The organism is Bacillus salipaludis (genome assembly GCF_004358205.1).
Map to the genome: position 1 here is coordinate 383,428 of NZ_SMYO01000004.1, position 24,292 is coordinate 407,719.

Sequence of the window (24,292 nt, forward strand, 5' to 3'; positions counted from 1 at the left end):
TATGCAGGGGGAGAGAATAATGAATATATTTCTAAGCTACATTTTATTGGGATTATCACTTGCCGCGCCGATTGGTCCTATTAATGCAGCACAAATAGACAGGGGAATTCGGAGCGGCTTCATGCATGCCTGGTTAATCGGGGTGGGGGCCGTTGTGGCAGACGGGATTTATATGCTCATCGTTTACATAGGTGTGGTTCAGTTTCTTGAAACACCAATCGTCCAAACCTTTTTATGGCTCTTTGGCTCTTTTGTACTTATTTATACGGGAGTAGAAAGTATTTTAAAGGCCGGTACATTAAGCTTGGAGTATACACGAAACAAGGAACCCCTAATCAAATCGTTTTTCTCGGGTTTTTTCATGTCAATTTCCAACCCATTAACGATTCTATTTTGGTTAGGGATTTATGGTTCGGTACTGGCAAAAACAGCTGCCACCTCGAATAGTGCGGAGTTAATTGTTTATAGTACTGCGATATTTATTGGACTTTTACTATGGGATATTACCATGGCGGGGGTTTCAAGCAGCTTTCGTAATTTTTTAACTTCCCGCTTGCTAGTTATGATTTCCCTTTTTTCTGGGCTTTCTTTAATTGGCTTCGGACTCTATTTTGGAATTCAAGCTTATCAGCTTTTATTTTAATTGTAAATTGAGTATTTAGACTTTTTAGAATTGTATTTGTTGACAAAGAAAACAACCTCCTATTAATATTATGTTTATAAGACGATATTTGGTAAATCGTAATACTGGTTTAATTGAAGATGGAAACTTTAAAAAGGGGGGAAGTTTGTGCATCTTACAGCTCAAAGAAGTGAATTAATCGAAGTTGCCAAAGGCGAACGGCCCGCAGATTTATTTATAAAAGGCGGAACGGTTATTAATGTGTATTCAGGGGAATTCTTGAAACTTAATATTGCCGTGTATAAGGATTGTATTGCCTACGTAGGGCCAAGTGAATCCTCGATTGGAGCCCAAACAAAGATCATTAACGCAGAAGGGAAGTTCGTATCCCCTGGGTTTATCGAGGCACATGCTCACCCATGGGTGGTTTATAATCCCGTTAGTGTTACGGAGAAAGTGCTGTCATTAGGAACCACCACCACTGTTAATGATAATTTATTTTTTTATCTACATATGGGGGCAAAAGGATTTAAAGCAATGGCAAACGATTTAAAAGTATTGCCTGGAAATTTCCTCTGGCTGGTCCGGCTTGTTTCACAAGCCGATTATCCGGGTGAACGTGAGTGGTACAATCATAAGGATATACAGGAACTGTTGGAACTTGATAATGTTGTAGGATCAGCGGAGGTAACGCGTTGGCCGCTTTTATATCAAGGGGATCCATTTTTACTTGAAACAATGGATTTTATAAAGAAACTGGGTAAGGTTTCTGATGGGCATACAGCGGGTTGCTCTTATGAAAAATTAAACGCGGTTGTGGCATCCGGTGTAACAGCATGTCATGAAGCAATTACAGCTAAGGAAGCTTTTGACCGCCTAAGACTGGGCATGTGGACGGTGCTCCGAAATAGCTCATTGCGCCCGGATTTAGGGGAGCTTGTCAAACTTATTGTTGACGGGAAGGTAAACACAAGCAGAATCGTAATGACAACGGACGGTCCGCATCCAGGATTTATTGAAAAAGAAGGCTTTGTTGATGGACTTGTCAGACAGGCTGTTGAACTTGGTGTCCCTGTGATGAATGCCATTCAGATGGTCACCGTCAATGCTGCAACCTACCTAAGGCTTGATGACTACATTGGAGGTATTGCTCCCGGCAAAAAAGCAGATATTTTGCTGCTTCCGAATTTAGTTGATTTTCAACCTGATATGGTCATTGCATCAGGGGAAATTGTTGCTGAGAATGAAGAATTAAATATATCTCTTCCTGAGATCGACTGGAATCAATATATTGTAAGGGAACCATTTGCTTTTTCAAAATCAGCTTTAGAAAATTTGAATCTGTACCGATATCCGCATCCGTCCGAAAAGGTTCCTGTGCCAGTTTCCTATTTTAAAAGTAATGTCATTACCCAAAGAAAGGATACGGAACTTCCGTCCGTAAACGGATATGCGGATCTTTCGCACCATGAAGGGCTTGTATATGCTGCTTTAATTGATCGAAGGGGTGAATGGGTCTCAAAGGCGATATTAGAAAGATTTGCCGTAAATCTGGATGGTATGGCTTCTACCTATAATACGACCACTGAGCTTCTCGCGGTCGGAAGAAATCCGGAATCGATGAAAAGAGCGGCAGTAAGAGTCCATGAAATGGGAGGAGGAGTTGTCATTGTCGACGGTGATGAAGTGGTGTTAGAAATTCCTCTGCCGCTGACGGGAATGATGACATCGGATCCAACCTTTTCTGCAGCAGTGAATTACCATGACCAACTTTTGGCCGCTGTACAGGAGCGTGGTTTCCCATTCCATGACATTCTTTATACATTGTTATTTTTAACCTGTGATTTTCTACCGGGGCTTCGGTTAGTTCCATATGGTTTATATGAGGTCAAGACGGATGAAATTTTACTGCCTTCTGCACCATTAAATTCACTAACCTATCAAAATAATTAAAACAATAGCAGCAGCCATGGAGGCTGCTGTTTATATTTTTAGATTGCTGTTTTGTAATTTTGTTAGAAAATCGACCTAAATTCTAGAGGTGACTGATGGATTTGGTCTTCATAAGGAGGATGAAGCCCCAAACGCTAGAGATGCAGTTGGATTTGGTTTTCATAAGGGGGATGAAGCCCAAAACGCTAGAGGTGACTGATGGATTTGGTCTTCATAAGGGGGATGAAGCCCGAAACGCTAGAGGTGACTGATGGATTTGGTCTTCATAAGGGGGATGAAGCCCGAAACGCTAGAGGTGACTGATGGATTTGGTCTTCATAAGGGGGATGAAGCCCGAAACGCTAGAGGTGACTGATGGATTTGGTCTTCATAAGGGGGATGAAGCCCGAAACGCTAGAGGTGACTGATGGATTTGGTCTTCATAAGGGGGATGAAGCCCGAAACGCTAGAGGTGACTGATGGATTTGGTCTTTATAGGAGGGATGAAGCCCAAAACGCTAGAGATGACTGATGGTTTTAGGCCTCAAAGATGGCCCGAAGCCCAAAACCAGCTGCTTTCACCATTTATTATTTTACCGAGTAGTGCCATACCCCGTTTACAAGCTCTTTCACAATTTTCCCCTGTAATTCAAGATAGTCTAGTTGACCGATGATTTCGGACATGACAAGAGAGAATTGATCGTAATAAGTATTTTTGTAATAGGCTTCAGCAATTGCACTTCCAGTAGTGCATCCTGATTGAATTAATTGGATCACGCGTTCTGCTTTTTTCTCAATCCGCTCCAGTCGTTTTACAATCAATGAATCAGGTTTTTCAATTAAGATGCCATGGCCTGAAAAAACAAGATCCGCATGAAGGGATAGGCATTTTTTTAAGGAAGCAATCTGCTGTGAGAGGGTTGGAAGCCGAGCACCATATGAGTCCGGCTCAACTAATGCATTACTTGAAATATGCTCAATCAACAAATCCCCTGAAAACAACCAGTTTTGTTTTTCATGATAAAAGGCGATTTGGTCCGGAGAATGTCCCGGAACCTCAACGATTTGAAAATTGCTTACTTGCTTATCCTCAATGGGAATGAGATTAGCTTGAATCATATTTTTTTTATTTTGCTTTATAGCTTTTTTCAAATAGGCTGTTTGGTGTTCCCCCTTATCCCCACAGCCCATTTCCCTGTAAAGTTTTGAATAAAAATCTACCCTCATTTCCAGGAAGTTTTTGTCCCGTTTTAAGCGGGCAATGGAATCTGTGTGACAATATACTGGAATTGGGCTTATAGATGTAATTCTATCCACTAAGCCTACATGGTCGATATGATGATGCGTAAGGAGGATTTCCGTAATATCCTTTATCGTAAATCCATTTCTTTTTAGGCCATCCATTAAGCCATTCCAACATGCCTCATTATTCCATCCGGCATCAATCAACGAAAGGGATTGATCTTGTTTTACTACATAGAAGTTTACGCTTTTTAATGATGACGGTTCAGGAATCATGATAGGGAAGACCTCAATGCAGGATTTATTTAATTCAATCAAAGATTACACCCCTTTTTATTTTCGAAATTGCGAAATTAATGTAAATTATACCAATGAATGGATGTATCAACAAAGAATATGCATCGCTCTTTTTTATGTTTTTACTACGTCCGTATTAAAAAAGTGTAAAAGTAAGAAAACAGAAGAATGGGTATGGAAATGAAAGAAAATTGCAGATTATTATGGGGAATTGAGTGTATTTGGTATTTTAAAAATAATAAGAAAATTATGTATATTATGTATATAGCACGACAGAAATAAAAGCATAATAAAACCTTGAGGAGGATTTTAAATTGACAACAGTAACCGAAACGAAAACATTAACAGTAAAAAAACTAGATGGAGTTGCAGAGGTTCACATTCATGTAAACAAAACGAATGCATATGACTTGGAATATTATAAAGAATTAAACGCAGCCATTGATGACATTCGTTTTGACAGCGATATTAAAGTTGCTGTATTAATGAGTGATATGCCTAAATTCTTCTCAGCAGGTGCGAATATTAATTTCTTAAAAGCAGCAGAGCCGCGCTTTAAAACTCAATTCTGCCTATTCTGTAATGAAACACTTGATAAGATTGCCCACTCTCCACAAATTTGGATCGCATGTTTGGAAGGGCACACCGTTGGCGGCGGTTTAGAAATGGCGTTAGCTTGCGACTTACGCTTCATGGGTGACCAAGCTGGTAGAATCGGTCTTCCGGAAGTATCTCTTGGCGTATTGGCAGGTACAGGCGGTACACAGCGCTTAGCCCGCCAAGTTGGACATTCTAAAGCGCTTGATTTAAACATTACTGGTGAAACATTAACACCTCAAGAAGCTCTTGAAATTAAATTAGTTGATCGAGTTTTCCCACAAGAAGAAACGAGAGCAAAAACATTAGAATATGCACAAAAAGTTGCCAAAAGCGCATCCTATGCAGTTTCCAATATTAAGCTTTCGATTATGAATGGTAAAGAAATGCCTCTAAATGTGGCAATCCGTTACGAGGGTGAACTACAAAACCTATTATTCCGCTCTCAAGATGCAAAAGAAGGACTAAGCGCATTCATCGATAAACGTGAAGCAAATTGGACTGGGCAGTAAAATACAAAATGGCGATATCGGCAATCGATATCGCCATTTTAATCAAAGAAATAGAAGTGGGGGATTTGCATGCGTTCAAACGAACTGGAGGTTTTAATTAATTGGGGAGACACGGATAAAGCGGGAATTGTCTATTATCCTAACTTTTTTAAATGGTTTGATATCGCAGGCCATCAATTTTTTAGAAGTTGTAATCTAGCTCCTGCAAAATTGGAAGAAGAACGGGGAATCATTGTTCCATTACTAGATGTTCAATGTACATTTGAAAAATCATTACTCTATGATGATCTCATCATCATCCATACAAAAGTAGAAGAAATCAATCGGAAAACAATTAAATTAAGACATGTGATCTATAGAGATGGTGTTCGCTGTGCACAGGGGTATGAATTACGGGGCTGGGTAGAGAAATCACCGGAAGGAATCAAGGCTGTTATTATTCCAGAAGACGTTAAAGGCATTTTAAATGAGAATATTGAAACAAAGGTTGATAAAAATAGACCTAGGTTTAATGCATAAGCTAAGACAATCCTCTATAATATTAATGTCTCTTAAGAATTTACATAAAGTGAAACTTCAATCAGTGGGGGGTTTTTTTCACCTCCCACTGATTGTTAGTTGAACCAATCGGGCTTTTACGGGCAGTTGATCCCCCACTCACTCTTCCTGCGTACACTAAGCCCTTAAGTGGGGGTCTTACTGCCCGTTAACGCGGGATAAAATGCGAATACTACTAAGTACTGGATGGTGGCAGCAATGAAACCGAGATCACTAATGTTTACTCTATATGGAGAATACATTCAATATTATGGAGAAGAAATCTGGGTAGGGAGTTTAATTCAATTAATGAATGGATTTGGTATCTCAGAATCCTCTGTCCGCGGTGCCATTTTAAGAATGGTACAAAAGGATTTATTGCAAGTGAGAAAGAAAGGAAATAAAAGCTATTACTCTGTAACAGAGCTGGGGAGAAGAAGGGTCGAAGACGGGGTAACAAGAGTATATTCAGCCCCTAGAGCACATTGGGACGGGAAATGGAGAATTTTAAGTTACTCTTTTCCTGAGGAAAAACGTGAGCTTCGCAATGAAATTCGCAAGGAGCTGACGTGGACTGGATTTGGAATGCTTTCAAATAGTACCTGGGTCAGCCCGAATCCCCTTGAAAATCAAGTAATGGAAATGATTAAAAACTATAAAATAGAAGAAAATGCGATCCTTTTTAGCTCCTCCGACGTTGTTTCACATCCTAAAGAATGGATTATGGAAAAGGGCTGGGATTTTCAACAAGTTACCGATAATTACATTCATTTCATTGAAAAGTATTCACCTAAATTTGAACAACTGCGTGAAAAGGCGTTGAATAATGAGTTATCTGATGAAGAATGTTTTATTAAGCGAACTACGATTGTTCATGAATATCGAAAGTTCCTTTTTCAGGACCCGGGGTTTCCGCGGGAGTTAATGCCTGTGGACTGGGTTGGAACAAAGGCTAGGGAGCTATTTTGGAATATTCATCAATTAATATCGATTCCCGCTGTCCGTTATTTTGAATCTATATATGAAGCTGCTCCTGATCGTGATATTAAACCTCAACGGGACAAGGCCATTAATCCGTTTAAAGAAGTTTATGTGTAGACAGGAAAGCGCAAAGGGAGGAAGACATGATAAACACCTTTCAAAACGGTGAAACTGTGACCATTGAAAAAATTGTTTTTAATGGATATCGCATTGGGATTCCCATCCCTTTTCCGATTAAGTATGTGTATTGCTATCTGTTTAAACAACAGGATGGATATGTTTTAATTGATGTTGGCTACAACAACAATCGTGGAAAAACAGCCTGGGAAGATGCCTTTCGAGAACTTCATATGGAGCCGGGCGAGATTAAAACGATTTACTTAACCCATTTCCATCCTGATCATGCCGGGCTTGCAGGCTGGATGCACCAATTAACGGGGGCGCCAATCTTTATGCACGAGATTGATGCCAAAATGATGGAGCATGTTTGGGGAGAAAATAGCAGCCAAGCAAGAAACATCAAGAAAATGGTAATCGAACATGGGACCCCTCAGGAGTTAGCTGGCGAGATTGAAAAACAAATGGATGTATTAGTACATCATGTGCAGCCACTCCCTGCCATTCACACGATTACTGACCAGGTGGTGTTTGCAAATAGAGAATGGAAGGTCATACATACACCGGGTCATAGTACAGGGCATATTTGCTTTTTCCAAGAAGAAGAGCGTGTGTTAATCTCAGGGGATCATATTCTTGAAAAAATTACCCCCAATATTAGTGTGTGGCCGGGAGCGAGCCAGACACCGCTTCATGATTATATAAATTCTCTTCATAGAGTAGCAGATTTACAGGCTAAAATAGCCTTTACAGCCCATAGAAGGCCAATTGGGAACGTAAATGAGCGGATTAAGGAACTTCTGCAGCACCATGAAGAACGGTTAGAATCCATTTTGGCGCTGGCACAAAACCGGACAGCTTTTGAAGTTGCCGGGGATCTATTTGCCCATAAGGAGCTAACCCCGCACCAGTGGCGTTTTGCTATTGCTGAAACAATCGCTCACTTAGACTATTTATCTATTGAAAACCGAGCAGAAAAAATAATGGGATTTCCGATAAAATATGAAAAATCGAACGAATAAAAAGGACAACACATTTGATATGTGTTGTCCTTTTTTACTTCGTCGTATAAAAAACGTATAACCAAGGACTGGTTATTAGGATAAAAGAAGCCCACCAAGCTTTAAAAAGTAAGCTATTGGGAGAGGTTACTTGGGAAAACAGGCCTTTATCATAATTAAATTACGTTTTTAATATTAACAACATAAAAACGTAATAAAGTAATTGACAGATAATTATTAATATTCTATATTATATTATATAAACGGTATATAAAAAAACGTAATGAAGAGGGGAGCTAAATATGAATCAAGCTGAGGTTTTGTTAGATGAGATTCGCAATGGTTTTGTCGTGGAATGTAAAGAGGATATGAACGAGGAGTACCTTCGTGCCTTAAAGCAAACATTAACGATTGTTGGCGACACTGAGCTTTTAAGTGTTCCGCCTTTATTAACGGTATACAATCAAGCTCCCAATCTTAACTATAAGATTACTGCTTTAGCCGTGATCCAAGATGAAATTGGCCATGCCCATATCGCCTACAGGCTATTAGAGGATTTAGGGGAAGATGTGGAGGACCTTCTTTATAAACGTCCTGCAAATCGCTGGAAAAATCCTTACGCTTTTGATTTTAAATTAGACAACTGGATTGAGCTTGGTGTATTTAATGGGCTATTTGACAGGGCCGGCTACACACTGCTTGGAGATGCATTCGAGAACACCTCCTATGGACCCTGGAAACGTGCTTTAGTAAAAGTGGATAAAGAGGAATTGTTCCACCTCCGAAATGGCGAAATCATTATGAAGGCGGGAATGAAAAATCCGGAAACAGCTAAGCAAGTACAGAAGGCTGTTGATTGGATGTTCTTAATGGGCTTAGAGTTCTTCGGTGTTGCTGATAATCTAAAAAGTCGTTCAGCCCAATTAGATTACAAGTTAAAGGGCAGGACAAATGACCAGTTGAGGCAAAAATGGCTGTCAACGGCAGTTCCATTCTGTGAATCCATCGGGGTAAAGGTCCCAGCTCACTATGATGAGGAACAAGGCAAGTTTTTTATTGATATTCCATTTCCTTGTAAATTCGATGCAGAAAATAAAAAATGGCTGATCGATCAACCGGACACCTGGGAAGGTGTAATCGAACGGTTTAAAAAGCGTGGACCGCAAAATCAAGAGTTTGTAAGACGAATTCAAAAGGGCTTCGATGAAATGGAAGAACTGCGTGCCGAGGAGGTAAGTTAATGATGCAAATAATGGAGACGGAGAAATATTGGGATGCTTTAACTGAGGTCATGGATCCTGAATTTCCTATAAGTGTTGTCGATATGGGATTGATTTACGGAATTACGAAGGTCGATGAAGGAAAGCTCGCAGTAAGGATGACCTATACTTCAACAGGTTGTGGCTGTATGCAGTGGATTGAAAACGATATCAAGGAAAGGCTGCTCCAAGAAGAAGATATCGCCGAGGTGGAAATCGAAGTAGTTTGGAGTCCTCCGTGGACCGTTAATAATTTATCTGAAAAAGGAAGAGCAAAACTTAAAACATGGGGGGTAAGTTCATAATGGTCAATAATCAAAAACTAGAATACCTCCTTTTTACCCGTATCAAACGAGGGGATGATTTGATTCAAATCGGGTCATTTCAAGCGGAAAGTGATGAATTGGCAAAGGTGTATGCACAGTATATTTACGATGAAGAAGACTGGGTTGAAATGCAAGTCGTAAGAAAAGAAGCATTTATTGCTGTACGCCTTCCGGAACCACTATTTGAAAAAGAGGGTGTAAATTAATATGAAAAATCAAAATCTAGTTTCTCTCGTTGAGGTAGCAGAAACGATTGCAGATAACAAATTTATTTTAGGCGATCGTCTTGTTGAAATAGGAATCAGCGGTCCGAACCTGGAAGCAACGCTTTCCTCAATTGCAATGGCGCAGGCAGAACTTGGTCATGCCAGACTGATGTATAAATGGGCAAATGAATTACAGGGTTTAAATGGAACCAAGATTGAAGTGAGAGGACAAACAGGCAAAGCATTTCCATCTGTAGTCAATACGACTAATTGGATTGGTTTGATCGCTGGTTTATATGCTGTGAATGTTGCGGTTGATCTTGTTATGAAAGCGGTGATCAATACCAATCATCCCAAGGTAAATACCCCATTTAGTAAAATGCTCAAAGAACAAGAGGAACATCTTCTTTATTCAAAAAGCTGGTGTAAACAATTGCTAAATGACACAGGGGCTGTTCCCAAAACATTCAGGCAGGAATTAGAAAAAGTAACAGTTGAAGTCGGGCAGTGGTTAAGGACTGTGGAAAATGACGAACTATTAATCTCTGAAAAAATATTCAGGGAAAATAGTAATCTTATAGCCCTCTACAAAGAAACCATCGAAAAGCTAATCAGCCTTGGAGATGTACAGCATGTCTAATCAACAAAATCTAATTCAATGCTCATTTTGTTCATCTGAAGACGTTGAAAAAATCTCTTCATTCGGTACAGCACAATTGGTTCGACAGTATTATTGCAACCACTGTCATTCAGTCTTTGAATATATTCGCTGGCAGGGCGCACCTTCGGAAAATGAGGGGTGTCTAGCATCAAAAGAAGGAAATTAAGGTTCTCATTTTTTCTCCGGCAAGGACAATGTGTATTAGGGTTGGTCATTTCCATGATGTTGAAACTCTTGATTTATATACAGAAACAAAGAGTGTTGTTTCCTATGTTGGGGCAAAACCGCTAAATATTATCGGAATATAAAAATATTTCATAAAATATATATATTAAATTTCCAGGAGGAATTATCATGACTCAAGTCAAATTAAATACTAAAACATTAACGGTAAAAAAAGAAAATGGTGTTGCTGAAGTCCACATCCATGTGAATAAAACAAATGCTTACGATTTGGAGTATTACAAAGAATTGAACGCAGCGATTGATGATATTCGTTTCGATACTGACATCAAAGTAGTTGTATTAATGAGCGATATGCCGAAATTCTTCTCAGCTGGTGCAAATATCAATTTCTTAAAATCAGCAGAGCCAAGATTTAAAACGCAATTTTGTTTATTCTGTAATGAAACATTAGATAAGATTGCCCGCTCACCGCAAATTTGGATCGCTTGTTTAGAAGGACACACAGTTGGCGGCGGTTTGGAAATGGCGTTAGCTTGTGATTTGCGTTTTATGGGCGACACTGCAGGAAAAATTGGTCTTCCGGAAGTATCCCTAGGAGTATTAGCAGGAACGGGAGGAACACAACGCTTAGCCCGTCTAGTTGGACATTCAAAAGCGCTTGATTTGAATATTACCGGCGAAACTTTAACACCGCAAGAGGCTCTGCAAATTCAATTAGTTGATCGTGTGTTCCCTCAAGAGGAAACCCGTGATAAAACATTGGAATATGCAAGAAAAGTTGCAGATAGTGCAACATATGCAACTTCCAACATTAAGCTTTCCATCATGAATGGTAAAGAAATGCCGTTAAATGTAGCGATTCGCTATGAAGGAGAATTACAAAATTTATTATTCCGTTCCCAGGATGCAAAAGAAGGATTATCAGCCTTCATCGAAAAACGCCAGCCAGAGTGGTCTGGTCAGTAAGAAGACTGGGTCTAACCTTTTAAAAGAAGGTTAGACCCTCCTTTCGTGTGGGTGTGCCCGTTCATTTTCTGTAGGTAGATAAATGAGATTTTAGTCTTCAATATACTTCTGGGGGTTAAAGAATGCTAGAATTAGCGAAACAATTAAATGGCATAAAAGATTATTACAATTGTACAACTTTTTTTATCGAAGAGAAGGTTCGTAATGGACTCGGTAATAAAGTGGCAATTTTTTCTGACAGCGATGAAATTACATACCAGGAGCTCCTTTTTAAAGTAAATCAATTTGGAAACGCTCTCAAAAGTATTGGCGTTGAACAGGAAAATCGAATTTTACATGTCATCTATGATTCCCCAGAATTTATCTACTCTTTTTTTGGTGCAACAAAAATTGGAGCCATTCCAATACCTGTCAATACAGCAATGAAACCAAAGGATTATGAGTATTTTTTAAACCACAGTCGTTCAAGGGTCCTGGTCATCCAAGAGGACGTTTGGGAGACCATTAAGGAAAATAGGGATCGATTCATTTTCTTAAAATATATTATCGTTATTTCAGAAACCGGGACCCTCTATGAGGATACCATTGATTATGATGAATTCATCAGTCAAGCCTCTTCTGAGTTGGAAGATGCTGTTACTACCTCTGAAGATCAAGCTTTTTGGCTGTATAGTTCCGGCAGTACTGGCAATCCAAAAGGAGTTGTTCACATTCATAGGAGCATGGAAGTGGCTGTTAAAAACTATGCCGAAAACATTCTAAAAGTAAATGAAAATGATCGGACGTTCTCTGCTTCTAAACTTTATTTTGCTTATGGACTTGGAAATGGAATGTACTTTCCACTTGGAACTGGAGCTTCGACCGTTTTAATGAAAGAGCGGCCAACACCGGAAAATATTTTTAAAACCATTGAAAAAAATAAGCCAACAATCTTTTTTTGTGTACCGACATTATATGGTTCGCTTATTCAGTATGTCGAAAAAACAGGGGTAATTCCAGATCTATCCTCTGTTCGAATATGTGTATCAGCAGGAGAAGCTCTTCCGTCCACCTTTATGAAAAAGTGGAAAGAGTTGTTTAACCTTGATATTTTAGATGGAATTGGTTCAACAGAGGCATTGCATATTTTCCTTTCTAACCAGGCACACGATATTAAAGCAGGAAGTACCGGAAAAGTGGTTCCAGGTTATAAGGCTAAAATCGTAAACGAAGAGTCTAAACCGGTGGGTGTTAATGAAATTGGCGACCTGGTTATTCAAGGAGATAGTGTTAGTATTGGGTATTTTTGCAACTTATTAGAAAATCAACGGAAGTTCCACGGTGAGTGGATGTATACAGGAGATAAATATTATCAGGATGAGGAAGGATATTTTTGGTACTGCGGACGCTCGGATGACATGCTTAAGGTAGGGGGAATTTGGGTTTCACCGATTGAAATAGAATCGACCTTAATTCGTCACGAGTATGTGCTTGAAGTGGCCGTTGTCGGGTCGAAAAATGAGAGTAATCTTGTTTATCCAAAAGCTTATATTGTCTTACGAGATGAGATTGAACCAACGGAAGACTTGAAAACAGAGCTTAAGCTTTTTGTTAAACAAAATCTCGCTCCTTATAAATACCCACGGGAAATTGAATTTATCTCAGAATTACCGAAAACCGCGACTGGAAAAGTACAGAGGTTTAGGTTGAAACAAGTGTAATAGTATAGGTGGAAATAGCCAGACCTTTGGTTCTGGCTATTTTTAATAAGAATTTGGACTGACGAATGATAAAAAGTGTATTAAATATCTCTGCCCGTTGCCCCAACCGATTTATCGGTATCTTCCGCGCTATTATATTCCGGGTCGTTAAGACCTGGTTGCTGTCTTTTTTCACTTCCTAAATAACTTGCCCGATGTTTTTGCTGAATTTTATTAAATTCGTTCCAGTTTTCATTTACCATTAGTTTCCCTCTTTTCTTGGCTGCATTTATATTTTTTAAGATACTCGCACCAGGGAATCTTATTCAGTTATTCCATGGAAATGCCATTAGGATTTTGATGGAATTAAATTTTCATTACATAAACATTCGTAAAAACATTGAAACTAAATAAGAAAAGCGGAAGCTTCTTTTTGAAAGGGGTTTGAGCAATGCTGTCGACTGAGCAGTTAGCTGAATTACGATTGCAATTGTTAAAGGAAAAAAACGAAGTGGAAAATAACTTGAAACAAAATAACCATTTTGGCTTGGAACAAGGGTTTTGGCATGAATCAATGGGGGAATTATCAAGTTATGATAACCATCCGGCTGATCAGGGATCGGCGCTTTATGAGCGCGAAAAGGATATTGCTTTAAAGGAGCATTATGAATTGCAATTAAGCAATATTAACCACGCTCTAGAGGCAATGGAGAATGGAACTTACGGGAAATGTGAGGTTTGCGGTAAGGATATACCAACTGAACGTTTAGAAGCCTTACCAAACACCACCTATTGCAAGGAGCATAGTCCTGACCAAGTCGTTTCTCATGAGCGCCCGATTGAAGAAGGGGTATTAATGCCGCCATGGGGTAAATTTGATATGGATAATCAGGACGAAGATGTTGCCTTTGACGCGGAAGACTCCTGGCAGGCTGTTGCCGAATGGGGAACATCTGAAACACCATCTGATATGGTCAATCCACAAGATGATTACAATGATATTTATATTGAGGCTGACGAAAACATAGGATATGTTGAGGACTTTGAAAATTTTACCGGTAACGATATGTATGGCAAAAATATTACCGTTTACCCGAATGCTCAGCATGAACGCTATGAAGATGCGCTTGATGAAGAAGGCATTATGACAAGCTTCGGCGATCTTCCTGCATTTGAACATGATGCGTATGTAGATAACAATAACAAAAACGAAAGAAATATCTAATTCTGGTGCCAGACAATATAAAGAAAACAGCTTTCATCGATGAGAGCTGTTTTCTCTGAGTTCTTATTCTTGTTCATTTAAATCGTTTGTTTCGATGACGCCCTCCATATAGGTATCACTTACCTGTTCGTGAGTTGTTGCCAGACCTGAAGACAAAGCATCATTTTTTTGATAATCATTTGCATTAAAATTACGTCCTGCGATTTCTGTACTGCCGTTTTGATTTTTTTTAACCATAGAAACCACTCCTTTATTGAAAAATCTTACAGACGTATTTTCTCTTATTAACTGATATTTAGTCTAACTATTTTAGGAGTTGATAATTATGAATAAAAAAAGCTCATTTCCCTCTAGAGAAGAATTAGATCAAGCTTTTCATTTTCTTCAGGATGAAATCACCAGAATTTCTGTAGTTGAAGAAGTTGAAATGGTGAAACAGGAAAATAAAGGACAGGTCGAATAATAATTTGTTGAATGTGTCCAACTATGGTTCAAGGGGGCAAGACTTTTTCTCTAGACCCATCCAGGAAAAGTTTGGTATGATTTCAAGAGAATTTTTTGAGGTGGTAGACGATGGAAATGAGGGAAACTCTTGCTAAAAAAATAGCCTGGATAAGTGTAGTCAGTAATATTGTCCTGACATTGGGGAAAATCTTCATCGGCTGGCTCGGGCATAGTGATGCCGTGTTTGCCGATGGGATTCACTCTGCAGCTGATGTATTTGCTTCCGTCATTGTTTTATTGGTGATAAAAATTGCCAATAAGCCGGCCGATAAAGAACATCCGTATGGACATGGAAAAGCAGAAGTTATTGTTTCCGAGATAATTGGAATTTTGTTGTTTGTCGTAGCCCTATATGTGGTTTATGAAGGAATCAGCGGATTCTTCCATAAGGTTGAAACACCAAGTTATTTAGCAATGTGGGTAGCGGTTTTTTCTTTTTTTGCAAAAATAATTCTTTACCGTTCATCCTTAAAAGTAGCAGAAAAGCATAGGAGTAAGGCAATCGAAGCGATTGCTTTTGATCATAAGGCTGATATTGTTGCTTCCATCGCAGCAGCCATCGGGGTTCTTATTTCCATTATCGGCGTGAAATTTGATATTCATGTTTTACTTTACGGTGATAAGGCGGCCAGTATTTTTGTTGCCTATTTAATTTTTAAAATTGCGAAAGAAATGATAACGGAAGCATTTGACATCTTACTCGAGAGAAATATTAACAGCGAAATTCTTCAAGAATATATCTCCATTATTTCCGAATTTCCTGAAGTAAGGAGAATCGACCGAATTCGGGCGAGAGAACATGGACATTATATATTGGTGGATTTAAGGATTTCCATTGATCATTTTAAAACCATTAAAGAGGGTCACGATCTTTCTCATTCGATTAAACAAAAATTGATGGACCATTTTGATAATATTAAGGAAGTGCTGATTCATTTAAATCCATACTTCCCTAAGGAAAAATAAAACCAAAAAAAACTGCTTTGTACTTTTTGCCTTTAGGGTTTATGATAAGAAAGGAATAAAAAAGTTAAAGGAGTTGATATTTTTGAGTTATTCCATAGACCCGGACCCAAGTAGGCGAGGGGAAGTCAATGTGATCTTTGAATTGATTGAATTGGTTTCTACAAGAATATCAGCTCTTGAAAAGGTTGTTGGCTTCCTCAAAAACGAATAATGAGGAGGTTTTGACATGTTGGAGATTTTCAAAAGTACAGAAACAAAGGTTTTAGAAAAAGTAGATGTTGTATCAAAGGGCTGCTGGATTAATATGTACGCCCCAACAGCTGAAGAAATAAGCCGGATTGCAAATGATGCACAAGTCGATGTCGATATCATTAAAGATGCCCTGGATGATGAAGAACGTCCAAGGATTGAGCGCGATAATGGTCAAGTATATATTATCGTTGACTTTCCCTATATTGTTCACGATGATACCGGTTTAGCTGTTTATGAAACGATTCCAATTGGGATTATTCTAACGGACGATTGTGTAATCACCGTATCCTTAAAGGATACACCGATTTTAGAAGAATTTAGAAAAAATAGAGTAAAAGAGTTCTTTACGTTTAAAAAGACCCGTTTTGCCCTGCAAATTTTATTTGTCATTTCATCTTATTACCTACGCTATTTAAAACAAATCAATAAGAAAACAAATGAAATTGAACGTGAAGTGCATCAATCATTAAAAAATAAAGAATTATATGCCTTTCTTGCCTTAGAGAAAAGTTTGGTTTATTTTACAACCTCACTAAAATCGAATAAGGTTGTCCTTGATAAGATTTTGCGTTTTAATTATTTAAAAATGTATGAAGAAGACAAAGATTTACTTGAAGATGTCATCATTGAAAAAACACAGGCGATTGAAATGGCGGAAACCTATCGTTCCATCTTGAGTGGGATGATGAATGCCTTTGCTTCCATCATTTCGAATAACCTAAACATTGTCATGAAATTTTTAACATCGATTACGATTATCCTATCATTCCCGACGATGGTGGCAAGTTTTTATGGGATGAACGTCGATATTCCGTTCCAGCATGCAACCCACTCGTATGCCATTCCATTAGTTATCTCGGCCCTTTTAACGAGTTGTACGGCTTTTATTTTTTGGAAAAAGAAATATTTCTAGAGTATTAGTTTTTTATATTAAAAATGACAGGCACATTTGCGGCCTGTCATTTTTCTATCTCCTTGTAATTTTGAAAAGTAAAGTTGGGGGAAAGGATTGGGTCAGTACTCTTGTCTTGGTTTTTATATTTCCTTCCTTTTTTTGTGTAATGGGCATCCATTCCCGCCTCAAGTTCTTTTTTCATCATATTAATTAGTAAAATTAAAAAGAAGTAGGCAAATAAGGGGTCCAAGATAATCCAGGGGACTCTGTAAAATTCTCGATAGTTTTGACCGATTAATCCTGACCATTCCCTCGTTAGTGAAGCATCCTGGGCTGGAACACTATGAGCGCCAATTCCTATTCCAATCTGTTCCGTTCCGGCAATTCCTTCCGCCGAAATCCCGCCCATATAAATATTGAAGGTACCAAGAAACATGATTAATACCAATGTATTCAGTAATTGTTGAACAAAGATGATCAAACCGTAGGAGGTCATATAGGGTTTCAAATGCCTTTTAATAATATGGAAATGACCCGCCCCCATTAAGTAGGAACTTTGAATAAAAGATTTTCCCTTTAATTCAGAGATGATATCGGATGTATTGATTAATACAGAAGGAATTCCGATAAGGACTAATATGATCATCTGATAAACAATGATGAAAGGAGCAGCCCCTTTTATATAGGTAGTTGAAGTAGCTGTAATTAGTAATAAGGTGATAATAATTGGGGGAATGATCCGAAATACAACAAATAAGTTTTTTACAATCGGCAACAGCAGATTAAGCCAGAAGGAGAATATAATTCCTAACACTCCTCCTATCAAAAATCTTAGGATGGTGATCCCAAAAGTGATGAGGATTGTATATTTTGCTCCATAAATAATCATCAGCAGGATGTCTGCGCCATTTCGGTCAGAACCGAGAAGGAAATGCGATGAAGGAGAAAAGGGTCGAACATCAATCATCTTACCTTTGTTATCATATAGAATGATTGTCGTGTTGAAGTCAGGTGGACCGTATAGGGGATAAAGGAAACTTAGAATTAGGATTAGAATCAAGATGAGTAAGCCAAAAGTTGTTTTTTTGTATTTGAATATCTTCATAGACTGTTCTGTTCCTTTCTGTTCATTCTAATGGTTACAATCCACGCAAGTAATTGTGAGAGAATAACAGGAACGGCAAAAAGCAGAAGGCTTATTATATATGGGACGATCCGCTTAGCATAGAAGGATTTCACAATTACAATATAGCCATTAATATTAAATAAGTACTCAACGACAATAATATTTGTAAGAATGTACCAAATAATTACTTTTAAATGAATTAGTAATAAAGGAATCACGTTACGCATGATATGTTTAAAATAAATGGTTCCCCGTGAAAGTCCTTTTGCTCTTGCTAAAAGAACATAATCCTTTACCTCTTCATCTGCAAATACCTTTAATAAATACTGAATCAAAAAGAGTGCAGGTAGAAAAGACACCACGAAAACAGGTAAAAAATAAGGTTGTGTACTCATCCCGCCATATAACTGAAACAATTTAATCCCGTATGTCTTATAGATATAGATGACCATATATTGTAATAGAAAGATAATTAATAGTTCAGGTGCAGTCGTTGTAAAATCAATTAAACCTTTTAATCTTTTACGGACATTTGTCGGCAGCATCATAATGGCAGCGGAAATAACTACCCCAATAAGGATGACAGATAGAAGGGCCAGTGATAAGATGCTCATTGTATAATAATATTTATCAATGGTTGAAGCATTTAAATATTCAAAAATAAATGGAACTTCGTCTTTGATATGTAGAAACCAGCTTAAGTTACTTTTTGAGTACTCCCAGTATAAGCTAAGATCCATTTCGATTCTTTTTTCTTCAGCATTGATTTGGAGGAATATAGGGATATTCATCAAAAAGACAAAACCAGCTAAAATGGCGGTTACTTGTATGGGGAGAAATAATAATTTTTTAATCAGATTTATCCATTCCTTCCAAAATATACTAATTGGCAAAATCTATTATAAAATATTCAAACTTAAATTGTCATTTGTTTTCTTAGGGTAGATGTTCGAATGAGTAATCTGCAATTTAGTCAGCTTTATAATCTTCCCTTATTATGAAGCATAAGAAATGATGATTGGAAAAATTTGTTTGTATCCAGTAATGTTAAAAATGGGGTGAGGGGGATGAACAAGGAATTTTTTAATTCAATTGAAAAAGAAACCTATACGAAACGGCCTGTCGACCCACAGTGGATGGAGTTAGTTCAATCAAGGGCAAATGTTTCTGGGAAGATTGCAGTGGATATTGGTGCAGGCGGCGGAATCTATTCAGTTGCATTAGCGAAATTGGGAGCGGCAAGTGTCATTGGAGTCGATATCTCTGAAAATATGATTGCCGGAGCGAAGGAGAATTGCCGGGAATATCCGCAAATTAGCTTCCAGGTTGGAACAGCCAGAGAATCGAATCTTCCAGGAGGGACAGCAGATGTGCTGCTGGAGCGTGCGTTAATCCATCATTTAAAGAATCATCAATTACCGGAATGTTTCGCGGAGGCTAAGCGAATTTTAAATGAAAACGGTGTATTCATCGTTCAGGACCGGACAATTGAGGATTGCTCGTTAGCTGGAAGTAATGAGCATATTCGTGGTTTCTTTTTTGAACAATATCCGGAATTGCTGAAAAAGGATATTGCTAGAAGGCATTCAGCTGACACAATTAATTCTTATTTAACAGAGGCAGGTTTTCAGCATGTTGAGGTTCTGTCTTTTTGGGAAAATCGCAAAATTTATAATACGCTTGATGAATTGAAGCAGGAGATCACTTTGCGTAAAGGCCGTTCGATTTTGTTTGAATTAAATGATGAACAGGTTCAGCTTCTAGCTAACGGTATTGGAGAACGAGTAACGAAATCTTTTCCGTTGGTTGAAAAAGAAAGATGGACGATATGGTTTGCAAGGGCATAGACAAAATTTTGTCTATGCCTTTTTTCGTCCCTTTTTTAGGAGAATGGACTGATTATATTAAATTAATGTTCTGAATAGTTTAGATAAGCAGCGGTGTGCTGTAAATAGAAGGGGTGAGGTGTGCGAGTGAAAACGAGAAGAGTAATCGGTTCAGTAGTACTTAGCGTGGCAATGGGGGTATCCATGTTTGCAACAGCGGCATTTGGGCAGCAAACCAGCAGCCAAAGTCGGGATTCCTACCGAGTTTTAATTAATGGACCGGCCTCTGAAAAAGCGAGGGCAAAAGACAGCTACGGAAAACGTTGGGATTTTGGTAGCAAAGGATTTACTACAACGGTTAATGATCATCAGTATCAGGCGTTATTGAAAAATAAAAACTTAACAATTGAAAAAGTTCCGGAAATTCAGATGGAGAAAATTGTGGACCAAAAAGGTAAGCCTGGGGGCATTGCTAGCAGCGTTCCAAGTGATCGGACACCATGGGGAATTCAGGCAATCTATCATGATTCTGCTATAACAAAAACAACAGGCGGCAGTGGAATTAAAGTAGCAGTTTTGGACACGGGAGTTTTGAAAACGCATAAGGATTTAACTGCAAATGTCGAGCAATGTAAAGACTTTTCGCAAAGGAAAACCGCATTGGTTGAGGGCAGCTGTGCGGACGGCAATGGACATGGAACACATGTATCAGGAACTGTTTTGGCAAATGGCGGAAGTGGTAGTGGGATTTATGGAGTTGCTCCGGAAGCAAAGCTTTGGTCCTATAAAGTATTAAACGATCGAGGTTCGGGTTACTCGGATGATATTGCTGCGGCGATCAGAAGGGTTGCCGATGAATCCGTTGCGAATAAAGTTCATGTCATTATTTCGATGTCACTTGGTTCCAGCACGAAGGACTCACTAATTTCAAGTGCCGTTGATTATGCATATGGTAAGGGTGTACTTATTGTGGCGGCTGCCGGAAATGATGGTCCGGGAACAAATACTATTGGGTATCCAGGTGCATTAATGAATGTGGTGGCGGTTGCTGCTTTAGAAAATGTTCAAGCAAATGGAACTTATCGTGTTGCAGATTTCTCTTCCCGCGGGAATCCGGCAACCGATGGTGATTATATAATTCAAGAACGAGATGTTGAGGTTTCTGCACCAGGTAGAGCAATTGAATCCACTTGGAATGACGGCTCTTATAATACGATAAGCGGTACATCAATGGCCACACCGCATATATCCGGTCTAGCCGCAAAAATTTGGGCTTCTAATTTATCATGGTCCAATACTCAGCTTCGGACAGAACTGCAAAATAGAGCAAGAACTAATGATATTTTAGGCGGAACTGGCGCTGCAGCAGGAGATGACTATGCATCAGGATTTGGTTTTCCACGAGTAAATTAGCTCTTCTTGTATATAATAGAAAAAATAAAAATACAAGAGGAGGATGAATAAGATGAAAGAAAAAGAACCCCAATTTCAAAGTGGCGAAGAAATAGAACAACTGGCAAAAGGCCTCTACGGACTAGACCCAGAAATGAGCCTACTATCCGTCAACTTTGCAACCACAGAAAATCCTCTATTAAATGAACATTATCAAGAGGATCCAAAAGAAGACGATTGATTCGACAAAATTCGGGTGGTGCCTGTCACCACCCGAATTTTGTCGATAATATTTTGAATTTTCCGGTGGTTTTTGGTTGATTACTAGATTTTAACAATGATACTATAAAACTCGAGGGTTGAAAGCGTATACAAATTGCTTTTATTCTCAGAATCTTGTACATAGGGAGGAATTACATTTGAGTCAAGTAACAGTCGGTCTAAAAGAAAAGGTAGAAAAATTTCTATTAGGGAAAAAGAAACTGTATATTGATGGTCAATTTGTTGAAAGTCTCTCTCAAAAAACATTCGATACGTATAATCCTGCAACGGGTGAAGTGCTTGCTGCAGTTTATGAAGCCGGTCCGGAGGATATTGACCGTGCAGTAAAAGCTGCTAGGAAAGCCTTTGATGAAGGTCCCTGGTCGAAAATGAGTGCAGCTGCACGCAGCCGCTTAATGTACAAGTTAGCGGATTTAATGGAGCAAAATCAAGAAGAGCTTGCCCAATTAGAAACACTTGATAACGGAAAGCCAATACGGGAAACGTCTAATGCGGACATTCCGCTTGCCGTTGAACATATGCGCTACTATGCCGGCTGGTCAACAAAAATTGTTGGGCAAACCATTCCGGTAAACGGACCATTCCTTAACTATACACGCCATGAAGCGGTTGGAGTCGTCGGACAGATTATTCCATGGAACTTCCCGCTGTTAATGGCAATGTGGAAGCTGGGTGCAGCCCTTGCCACAGGCTGTACGGTTGTATTAAAACCTGCAGAACAGACTCCGCTGTCTGTTTTATATCTGGCTGAACTAGTTCAAGAAGCAGGATTCCCAGATGGGGTAATCAATATTGTCCCTGGTTTCGGTGAAACAGCCGGCCAGCCGCTTGTTGATCATCCGTTAGTTGATAAAATTGCTTTCACAGGCTCTACTGAAGTTGGTAAATCCATTATGGAGAAAGCTTCAAAGACGCTTAAACGCGTAACACTTGAGCTTGGCGGCAAGTCACCAAATATTATTTTACCGGACGCGGACTTAACAAAAGCTATCCCTGGTGCCTTAAATGGAGTTATGTTCAACCAAGGCCAGGTTTGCTGTGCTGGGTCCCGCGTATTCATTCAAAAGAAACAATTTGATAATGTTGTTGCCGATATGGTAAGCCATGCAAAAAAAATTAAGCAGGGAGCAGGTTTACATGCTGACACGGAAATCGGACCGCTTGTATCTGATGAGCAGCAGAAACGCGTGCTTGGATATATTGAAAAAGGTTTGAAGGAAGGTGCCGAATTGTTAGTGGGCGGAGATAAGCCATATGAACAAGGCTACTTTGTTTCTCCGACCATTTTCGCTGATGTCCGTGATGAAATGACGATTGCTAAAGAAGAAATTTTTGGGCCAGTTATTTCCGCAATGCCATATGAGGACCTGGATGAATTGATTAATCGCGCAAATAATAGTGAATATGGCTTAGCCGCAGGGGTTTGGACGAAGGATGTAGCTAAGGCACATTATATTGCAGGGCGACTCCGTGCTGGTACTGTATGGGTAAACTGCTACAATGCTTTTGACGCAGCATCACCATTCGGAGGCTACAAACAATCCGGAATTGGCCGTGAAATGGGTTCATATGCATTGAACAACTATACGGAAGTCAAGAGCGTCTGGGTTTCGTTAAAATAATAAACTGACTTATAAGCTAGCAAAAACGTTTATGCGTTTTTGCTAGCTTATTTTTATTGGACACCGTTTTTTAGAAATTTGAATAAAGTATTGGAAGCAGACTTCTTTTGAGGGAGTGTCTTCATGAGTAATAAGAATGGAAATTTTTCAGAGTTGGAACAAAAGAGGCTAAATATTGAAAAACAAATTTCACTTGGTATTTGGATTCAGGTGATTGGGGCAACAATCGAATTCTTAGGGATTGCAAAGTTAAGGGAGATTAGCGATAATCCAGATTCGATCCCTGAAAAAGAAGTACTAACTGGTGCCGGCATTCAAGCACTCGGAACATTTTTTGAAGCGATTGGGGTTTCCGGACAGATTACTGGAAACGACAATAAACTTAAATTAGACGCCCAAAAATTAGCAATAACAGGTGATTGGCTCCAGTCGATCGGTGCGGCCTTAGAAGCTGCCGGTGGAACTGGGGAGTTTTTGGAGGAACAAGAAAAGGCAAATTTATTTGTTCCATAAGGTAGGATTAAATGGTAAAAATGGGCATGCTAACTGTATGTGTTGATTAAATTGTAGGAGGTTATTATGCAATCATTTATCGTTAGTTTCCATCAGGAAGACAATGTAGATAGCATGCAAATACAAAAACTAAACCAACAGGATTTTGAAAAAGCAACCGAAGGTGGAACAAGACATTTATTTGATTTAGATACTAACGTTGGCTTTTTTGTCTTTTTTGATTCAGAAGATGTCGACGGCGTTGTCTCTTATTTAATGCTTCAATATGAAGAAGACAATGAAGAACCTGTTGGCTGTTACTCTTTCCGACTAGAGGATTTTTATGAATTCACGGCGCTTTACCTAAACGACCTGGAATTTAATGAAGAAACTGAGGAAGAGGAAGAAGAGTACGGACCGATACACCATTTAGCACATTTATTGTTCCATATTGTTGAAGAAGGTAAGGACATTGAGGTGTAGTTTTGGACTTATTGTTGAATCGGGCGCTTTCGAGAGCGCCCTTTTGATTGTTATCAGCGAATTTTTGCAGTTTATCAGCGAATTGGACCACTTATCAGCGAATCCA

30 protein-coding genes are annotated in these 24,292 nt (G+C 38.9%); 25 read left to right on the forward strand and 5 right to left on the reverse strand.

Annotated features, from left to right (window positions below):
• Positions 1-19: 19 nt before the first annotated feature.
• The 3 genes from E2K98_RS09985 to E2K98_RS32020 all read left to right on the forward strand — a co-directional run bounded on the left by E2K98_RS09985 (position 20) and on the right by E2K98_RS32020 (position 2,826).
• Positions 20-643 carry a LysE family transporter gene (locus tag E2K98_RS09985; protein WP_133334090.1) on the forward strand — a complete coding sequence of 208 codons (624 nt, stop codon included), beginning with the start codon at positions 20-22 and terminating at the stop codon, positions 641-643.
• A 147-nt stretch (positions 644-790) separates the two neighbouring features.
• A complete protein-coding gene (locus tag E2K98_RS09990) occupies positions 791-2,575 on the forward strand; it encodes an adenine deaminase C-terminal domain-containing protein (protein ID WP_133334091.1) in 1,785 nt (594 codons plus the stop codon).
• A gap of 119 nt (positions 2,576-2,694) precedes the next feature.
• Complete coding sequence (locus tag E2K98_RS32020; RefSeq protein ID WP_268884066.1) at positions 2,695-2,826, forward strand: hypothetical protein; 132 nt, start codon at positions 2,695-2,697, stop codon at positions 2,824-2,826.
• A gap of 316 nt (positions 2,827-3,142) precedes the next feature.
• Here the strand turns inward: E2K98_RS32020 and E2K98_RS09995 are convergent, their stop codons facing one another.
• Positions 3,143-4,114 carry an MBL fold metallo-hydrolase gene (locus E2K98_RS09995; RefSeq protein WP_235824773.1) on the reverse strand — a complete coding sequence of 324 codons (972 nt, stop codon included), beginning with the start codon at positions 4,112-4,114 and terminating at the stop codon, positions 3,143-3,145.
• Positions 4,115-4,407: 293 nt separating this feature from the next.
• Between E2K98_RS09995 and E2K98_RS10000 the strand changes: the two genes are divergently transcribed.
• From E2K98_RS10000 to E2K98_RS10050, 11 genes are all read left to right on the forward strand, one after another.
• Complete coding sequence (locus tag E2K98_RS10000; RefSeq protein ID WP_133334092.1) at positions 4,408-5,202, forward strand: enoyl-CoA hydratase/isomerase family protein; 795 nt, start codon at positions 4,408-4,410, stop codon at positions 5,200-5,202.
• Positions 5,203-5,271: 69 nt separating this feature from the next.
• On the forward strand, positions 5,272-5,721 hold the full coding sequence (locus E2K98_RS10005; RefSeq protein WP_133334093.1) for an acyl-CoA thioesterase: 450 nt from the start codon (positions 5,272-5,274) through the stop codon (positions 5,719-5,721).
• A gap of 237 nt (positions 5,722-5,958) precedes the next feature.
• Positions 5,959-6,837: a PaaX family transcriptional regulator gene (locus E2K98_RS10010; RefSeq protein WP_133334094.1), complete on the forward strand. Its 879-nt coding sequence runs from the start codon at positions 5,959-5,961 to the stop codon at positions 6,835-6,837.
• A gap of 26 nt (positions 6,838-6,863) precedes the next feature.
• The gene (locus E2K98_RS10015) at positions 6,864-7,859 is read left to right on the forward strand and encodes an MBL fold metallo-hydrolase (RefSeq protein WP_133334095.1); all 996 of its coding nucleotides are present in this window, start codon (positions 6,864-6,866) and stop codon (positions 7,857-7,859) included.
• Between the two features lie 281 nt (positions 7,860-8,140).
• Complete coding sequence (locus E2K98_RS10020; protein ID WP_133334096.1) at positions 8,141-9,079, forward strand: Phenylacetic acid catabolic protein; 939 nt, start codon at positions 8,141-8,143, stop codon at positions 9,077-9,079.
• A gap of 2 nt (positions 9,080-9,081) precedes the next feature.
• On the forward strand, positions 9,082-9,402 hold the full coding sequence (locus tag E2K98_RS10025) for a metal-sulfur cluster assembly factor (RefSeq protein WP_133334216.1): 321 nt from the start codon (positions 9,082-9,084) through the stop codon (positions 9,400-9,402).
• On the forward strand, positions 9,402-9,629 hold the full coding sequence (locus E2K98_RS10030) for a hypothetical protein (protein ID WP_133334097.1): 228 nt from the start codon (positions 9,402-9,404) through the stop codon (positions 9,627-9,629). The genes E2K98_RS10025 and E2K98_RS10030 overlap by 1 nt, the downstream gene beginning before the upstream one ends.
• Before the next feature lies 1 nt (position 9,630).
• Complete coding sequence (locus E2K98_RS10035) at positions 9,631-10,269, forward strand: Phenylacetic acid catabolic protein (RefSeq protein ID WP_133334098.1); 639 nt, start codon at positions 9,631-9,633, stop codon at positions 10,267-10,269.
• Positions 10,262-10,456 (forward strand): PaaD-like zinc ribbon domain-containing protein, encoded by a 195-nt coding sequence (locus E2K98_RS10040; RefSeq protein ID WP_133334099.1) that lies wholly within the window; start codon positions 10,262-10,264, stop codon positions 10,454-10,456. The genes E2K98_RS10035 and E2K98_RS10040 overlap by 8 nt, the downstream gene beginning before the upstream one ends.
• Positions 10,457-10,644: 188 nt before the next feature.
• Complete coding sequence (locus tag E2K98_RS10045; protein WP_133334100.1) at positions 10,645-11,442, forward strand: enoyl-CoA hydratase/isomerase family protein; 798 nt, start codon at positions 10,645-10,647, stop codon at positions 11,440-11,442.
• Positions 11,443-11,564: 122 nt separating this feature from the next.
• Positions 11,565-13,142: a benzoate-CoA ligase family protein gene (locus E2K98_RS10050; RefSeq protein ID WP_133334101.1), complete on the forward strand. Its 1,578-nt coding sequence runs from the start codon at positions 11,565-11,567 to the stop codon at positions 13,140-13,142.
• Between the two features lie 80 nt (positions 13,143-13,222).
• Here E2K98_RS10050 and E2K98_RS30885 read toward each other — a convergent pair whose 3' ends face one another.
• On the reverse strand, positions 13,223-13,384 hold the full coding sequence (locus tag E2K98_RS30885; RefSeq protein WP_155925865.1) for a hypothetical protein: 162 nt from the start codon (positions 13,382-13,384) through the stop codon (positions 13,223-13,225).
• A gap of 188 nt (positions 13,385-13,572) precedes the next feature.
• Here E2K98_RS30885 and E2K98_RS10055 point away from each other — a divergent pair, with 188 nt between their 5' ends.
• A complete protein-coding gene (locus E2K98_RS10055) occupies positions 13,573-14,346 on the forward strand; it encodes a yteA family sporulation protein (RefSeq protein ID WP_133334102.1) in 774 nt (257 codons plus the stop codon).
• A 63-nt stretch (positions 14,347-14,409) separates the two neighbouring features.
• On the opposite strand, the gene E2K98_RS10060 is transcribed toward E2K98_RS10055, so the two are convergent.
• Positions 14,410-14,583, reverse strand: a complete 174-nt coding sequence (locus tag E2K98_RS10060; RefSeq protein WP_081810920.1) for a YozQ family protein — start codon at positions 14,581-14,583, stop codon at positions 14,410-14,412.
• A gap of 88 nt (positions 14,584-14,671) precedes the next feature.
• Here E2K98_RS10060 and E2K98_RS30890 point away from each other — a divergent pair, with 88 nt between their 5' ends.
• From E2K98_RS30890 to E2K98_RS10070, 4 genes are all read left to right on the forward strand, one after another.
• Positions 14,672-14,809 carry a hypothetical protein gene (locus E2K98_RS30890; RefSeq protein ID WP_165976234.1) on the forward strand — a complete coding sequence of 46 codons (138 nt, stop codon included), beginning with the start codon at positions 14,672-14,674 and terminating at the stop codon, positions 14,807-14,809.
• Positions 14,810-14,919: 110 nt separating this feature from the next.
• On the forward strand, positions 14,920-15,816 hold the full coding sequence (locus E2K98_RS10065; RefSeq protein WP_133334103.1) for a cation diffusion facilitator family transporter: 897 nt from the start codon (positions 14,920-14,922) through the stop codon (positions 15,814-15,816).
• Between the two features lie 82 nt (positions 15,817-15,898).
• Positions 15,899-16,027, forward strand: coding sequence for a hypothetical protein (locus E2K98_RS32025; protein WP_268884067.1), 129 nt, complete (start codon positions 15,899-15,901; stop codon positions 16,025-16,027).
• Positions 16,028-16,042: 15 nt separating this feature from the next.
• Complete coding sequence (locus tag E2K98_RS10070; RefSeq protein WP_133334104.1) at positions 16,043-16,981, forward strand: magnesium transporter CorA family protein; 939 nt, start codon at positions 16,043-16,045, stop codon at positions 16,979-16,981.
• 46 nt (positions 16,982-17,027) lie between these two features.
• Here the strand turns inward: E2K98_RS10070 and E2K98_RS10075 are convergent, their stop codons facing one another.
• Positions 17,028-18,068 (reverse strand): hypothetical protein, encoded by a 1,041-nt coding sequence (locus tag E2K98_RS10075; protein WP_165976235.1) that lies wholly within the window; start codon positions 18,066-18,068, stop codon positions 17,028-17,030.
• On the reverse strand, positions 18,065-18,880 hold the full coding sequence (locus E2K98_RS10080) for an ABC transporter permease subunit (RefSeq protein WP_235824782.1): 816 nt from the start codon (positions 18,878-18,880) through the stop codon (positions 18,065-18,067). Before E2K98_RS10080 ends, E2K98_RS10075 begins: the two co-directional genes overlap by 4 nt.
• Positions 18,881-19,156: 276 nt before the next feature.
• Between E2K98_RS10080 and E2K98_RS10085 the strand changes: the two genes are divergently transcribed.
• From E2K98_RS10085 to E2K98_RS10105, 6 genes are all read left to right on the forward strand, one after another.
• Positions 19,157-19,936, forward strand: coding sequence for a class I SAM-dependent methyltransferase (locus tag E2K98_RS10085; RefSeq protein ID WP_133334107.1), 780 nt, complete (start codon positions 19,157-19,159; stop codon positions 19,934-19,936).
• 126 nt (positions 19,937-20,062) lie between these two features.
• Entirely contained in the window at positions 20,063-21,328 is a 1,266-nt protein-coding gene (locus E2K98_RS10090; RefSeq protein WP_133334108.1) for a S8 family peptidase, read from the forward strand.
• Positions 21,329-21,380: 52 nt separating this feature from the next.
• Entirely contained in the window at positions 21,381-21,548 is a 168-nt protein-coding gene (locus tag E2K98_RS30895) for a hypothetical protein (protein WP_208025346.1), read from the forward strand.
• Positions 21,549-21,726: 178 nt separating this feature from the next.
• A complete protein-coding gene (locus E2K98_RS10095) occupies positions 21,727-23,211 on the forward strand; it encodes an aldehyde dehydrogenase family protein (RefSeq protein ID WP_133334109.1) in 1,485 nt (494 codons plus the stop codon).
• A gap of 123 nt (positions 23,212-23,334) precedes the next feature.
• Positions 23,335-23,724 (forward strand): hypothetical protein, encoded by a 390-nt coding sequence (locus tag E2K98_RS10100; protein ID WP_133334110.1) that lies wholly within the window; start codon positions 23,335-23,337, stop codon positions 23,722-23,724.
• Positions 23,725-23,790: 66 nt separating this feature from the next.
• Entirely contained in the window at positions 23,791-24,186 is a 396-nt protein-coding gene (locus tag E2K98_RS10105) for a cytosolic protein (RefSeq protein ID WP_133334111.1), read from the forward strand.
• The last annotated feature ends 106 nt before the right edge of the window (positions 24,187-24,292 follow it).

Bases quoted from the DNA above. Each gene is read 5' to 3' on its own strand.
- E2K98_RS10035 (WP_133334098.1), top strand. From the start codon at position 9,631: ATGAAAAATCAAAATCTAGTTTCTCTCGTTGAGGTAGCAGAAACGATT.
- E2K98_RS30890 (WP_165976234.1), top strand. From the start codon at position 14,672: ATGAATAAAAAAAGCTCATTTCCCTCTAGAGAAGAATTAGATCAAGCT.
- E2K98_RS10100 (WP_133334110.1), top strand. From the start codon at position 23,335: ATGAGTAATAAGAATGGAAATTTTTCAGAGTTGGAACAAAAGAGGCTA.
- E2K98_RS30885 (WP_155925865.1), bottom strand. From the start codon at position 13,384: ATGGTAAATGAAAACTGGAACGAATTTAATAAAATTCAGCAAAAACAT.
- E2K98_RS10010 (WP_133334094.1), top strand. From the start codon at position 5,959: ATGAAACCGAGATCACTAATGTTTACTCTATATGGAGAATACATTCAA.
- E2K98_RS10040 (WP_133334099.1), top strand. From the start codon at position 10,262: ATGTCTAATCAACAAAATCTAATTCAATGCTCATTTTGTTCATCTGAA.
- E2K98_RS10025 (WP_133334216.1), top strand. From the start codon at position 9,082: ATGCAAATAATGGAGACGGAGAAATATTGGGATGCTTTAACTGAGGTC.
- E2K98_RS30895 (WP_208025346.1), top strand. From the start codon at position 21,381: ATGAAAGAAAAAGAACCCCAATTTCAAAGTGGCGAAGAAATAGAACAA.
- E2K98_RS10050 (WP_133334101.1), top strand. From the start codon at position 11,565: ATGCTAGAATTAGCGAAACAATTAAATGGCATAAAAGATTATTACAAT.
- E2K98_RS10085 (WP_133334107.1), top strand. From the start codon at position 19,157: ATGAACAAGGAATTTTTTAATTCAATTGAAAAAGAAACCTATACGAAA.
- E2K98_RS10055 (WP_133334102.1), top strand. From the start codon at position 13,573: ATGCTGTCGACTGAGCAGTTAGCTGAATTACGATTGCAATTGTTAAAG.
- E2K98_RS10005 (WP_133334093.1), top strand. From the start codon at position 5,272: ATGCGTTCAAACGAACTGGAGGTTTTAATTAATTGGGGAGACACGGAT.
- E2K98_RS10045 (WP_133334100.1), top strand. From the start codon at position 10,645: ATGACTCAAGTCAAATTAAATACTAAAACATTAACGGTAAAAAAAGAA.
- E2K98_RS10075 (WP_165976235.1), bottom strand. From the start codon at position 18,068: ATGAAGATATTCAAATACAAAAAAACAACTTTTGGCTTACTCATCTTG.
- E2K98_RS10080 (WP_235824782.1), bottom strand. From the start codon at position 18,880: ATGAATATCCCTATATTCCTCCAAATCAATGCTGAAGAAAAAAGAATC.
- E2K98_RS09985 (WP_133334090.1), top strand. From the start codon at position 20: ATGAATATATTTCTAAGCTACATTTTATTGGGATTATCACTTGCCGCG.
- E2K98_RS10105 (WP_133334111.1), top strand. From the start codon at position 23,791: ATGCAATCATTTATCGTTAGTTTCCATCAGGAAGACAATGTAGATAGC.
- E2K98_RS32020 (WP_268884066.1), top strand. From the start codon at position 2,695: ATGAAGCCCCAAACGCTAGAGATGCAGTTGGATTTGGTTTTCATAAGG.
- E2K98_RS10060 (WP_081810920.1), bottom strand. From the start codon at position 14,583: ATGGTTAAAAAAAATCAAAACGGCAGTACAGAAATCGCAGGACGTAAT.
- E2K98_RS10015 (WP_133334095.1), top strand. From the start codon at position 6,864: ATGATAAACACCTTTCAAAACGGTGAAACTGTGACCATTGAAAAAATT.
- E2K98_RS10020 (WP_133334096.1), top strand. From the start codon at position 8,141: ATGAATCAAGCTGAGGTTTTGTTAGATGAGATTCGCAATGGTTTTGTC.
- E2K98_RS10030 (WP_133334097.1), top strand. From the start codon at position 9,402: ATGGTCAATAATCAAAAACTAGAATACCTCCTTTTTACCCGTATCAAA.
- E2K98_RS10070 (WP_133334104.1), top strand. From the start codon at position 16,043: ATGTTGGAGATTTTCAAAAGTACAGAAACAAAGGTTTTAGAAAAAGTA.
- E2K98_RS10065 (WP_133334103.1), top strand. From the start codon at position 14,920: ATGGAAATGAGGGAAACTCTTGCTAAAAAAATAGCCTGGATAAGTGTA.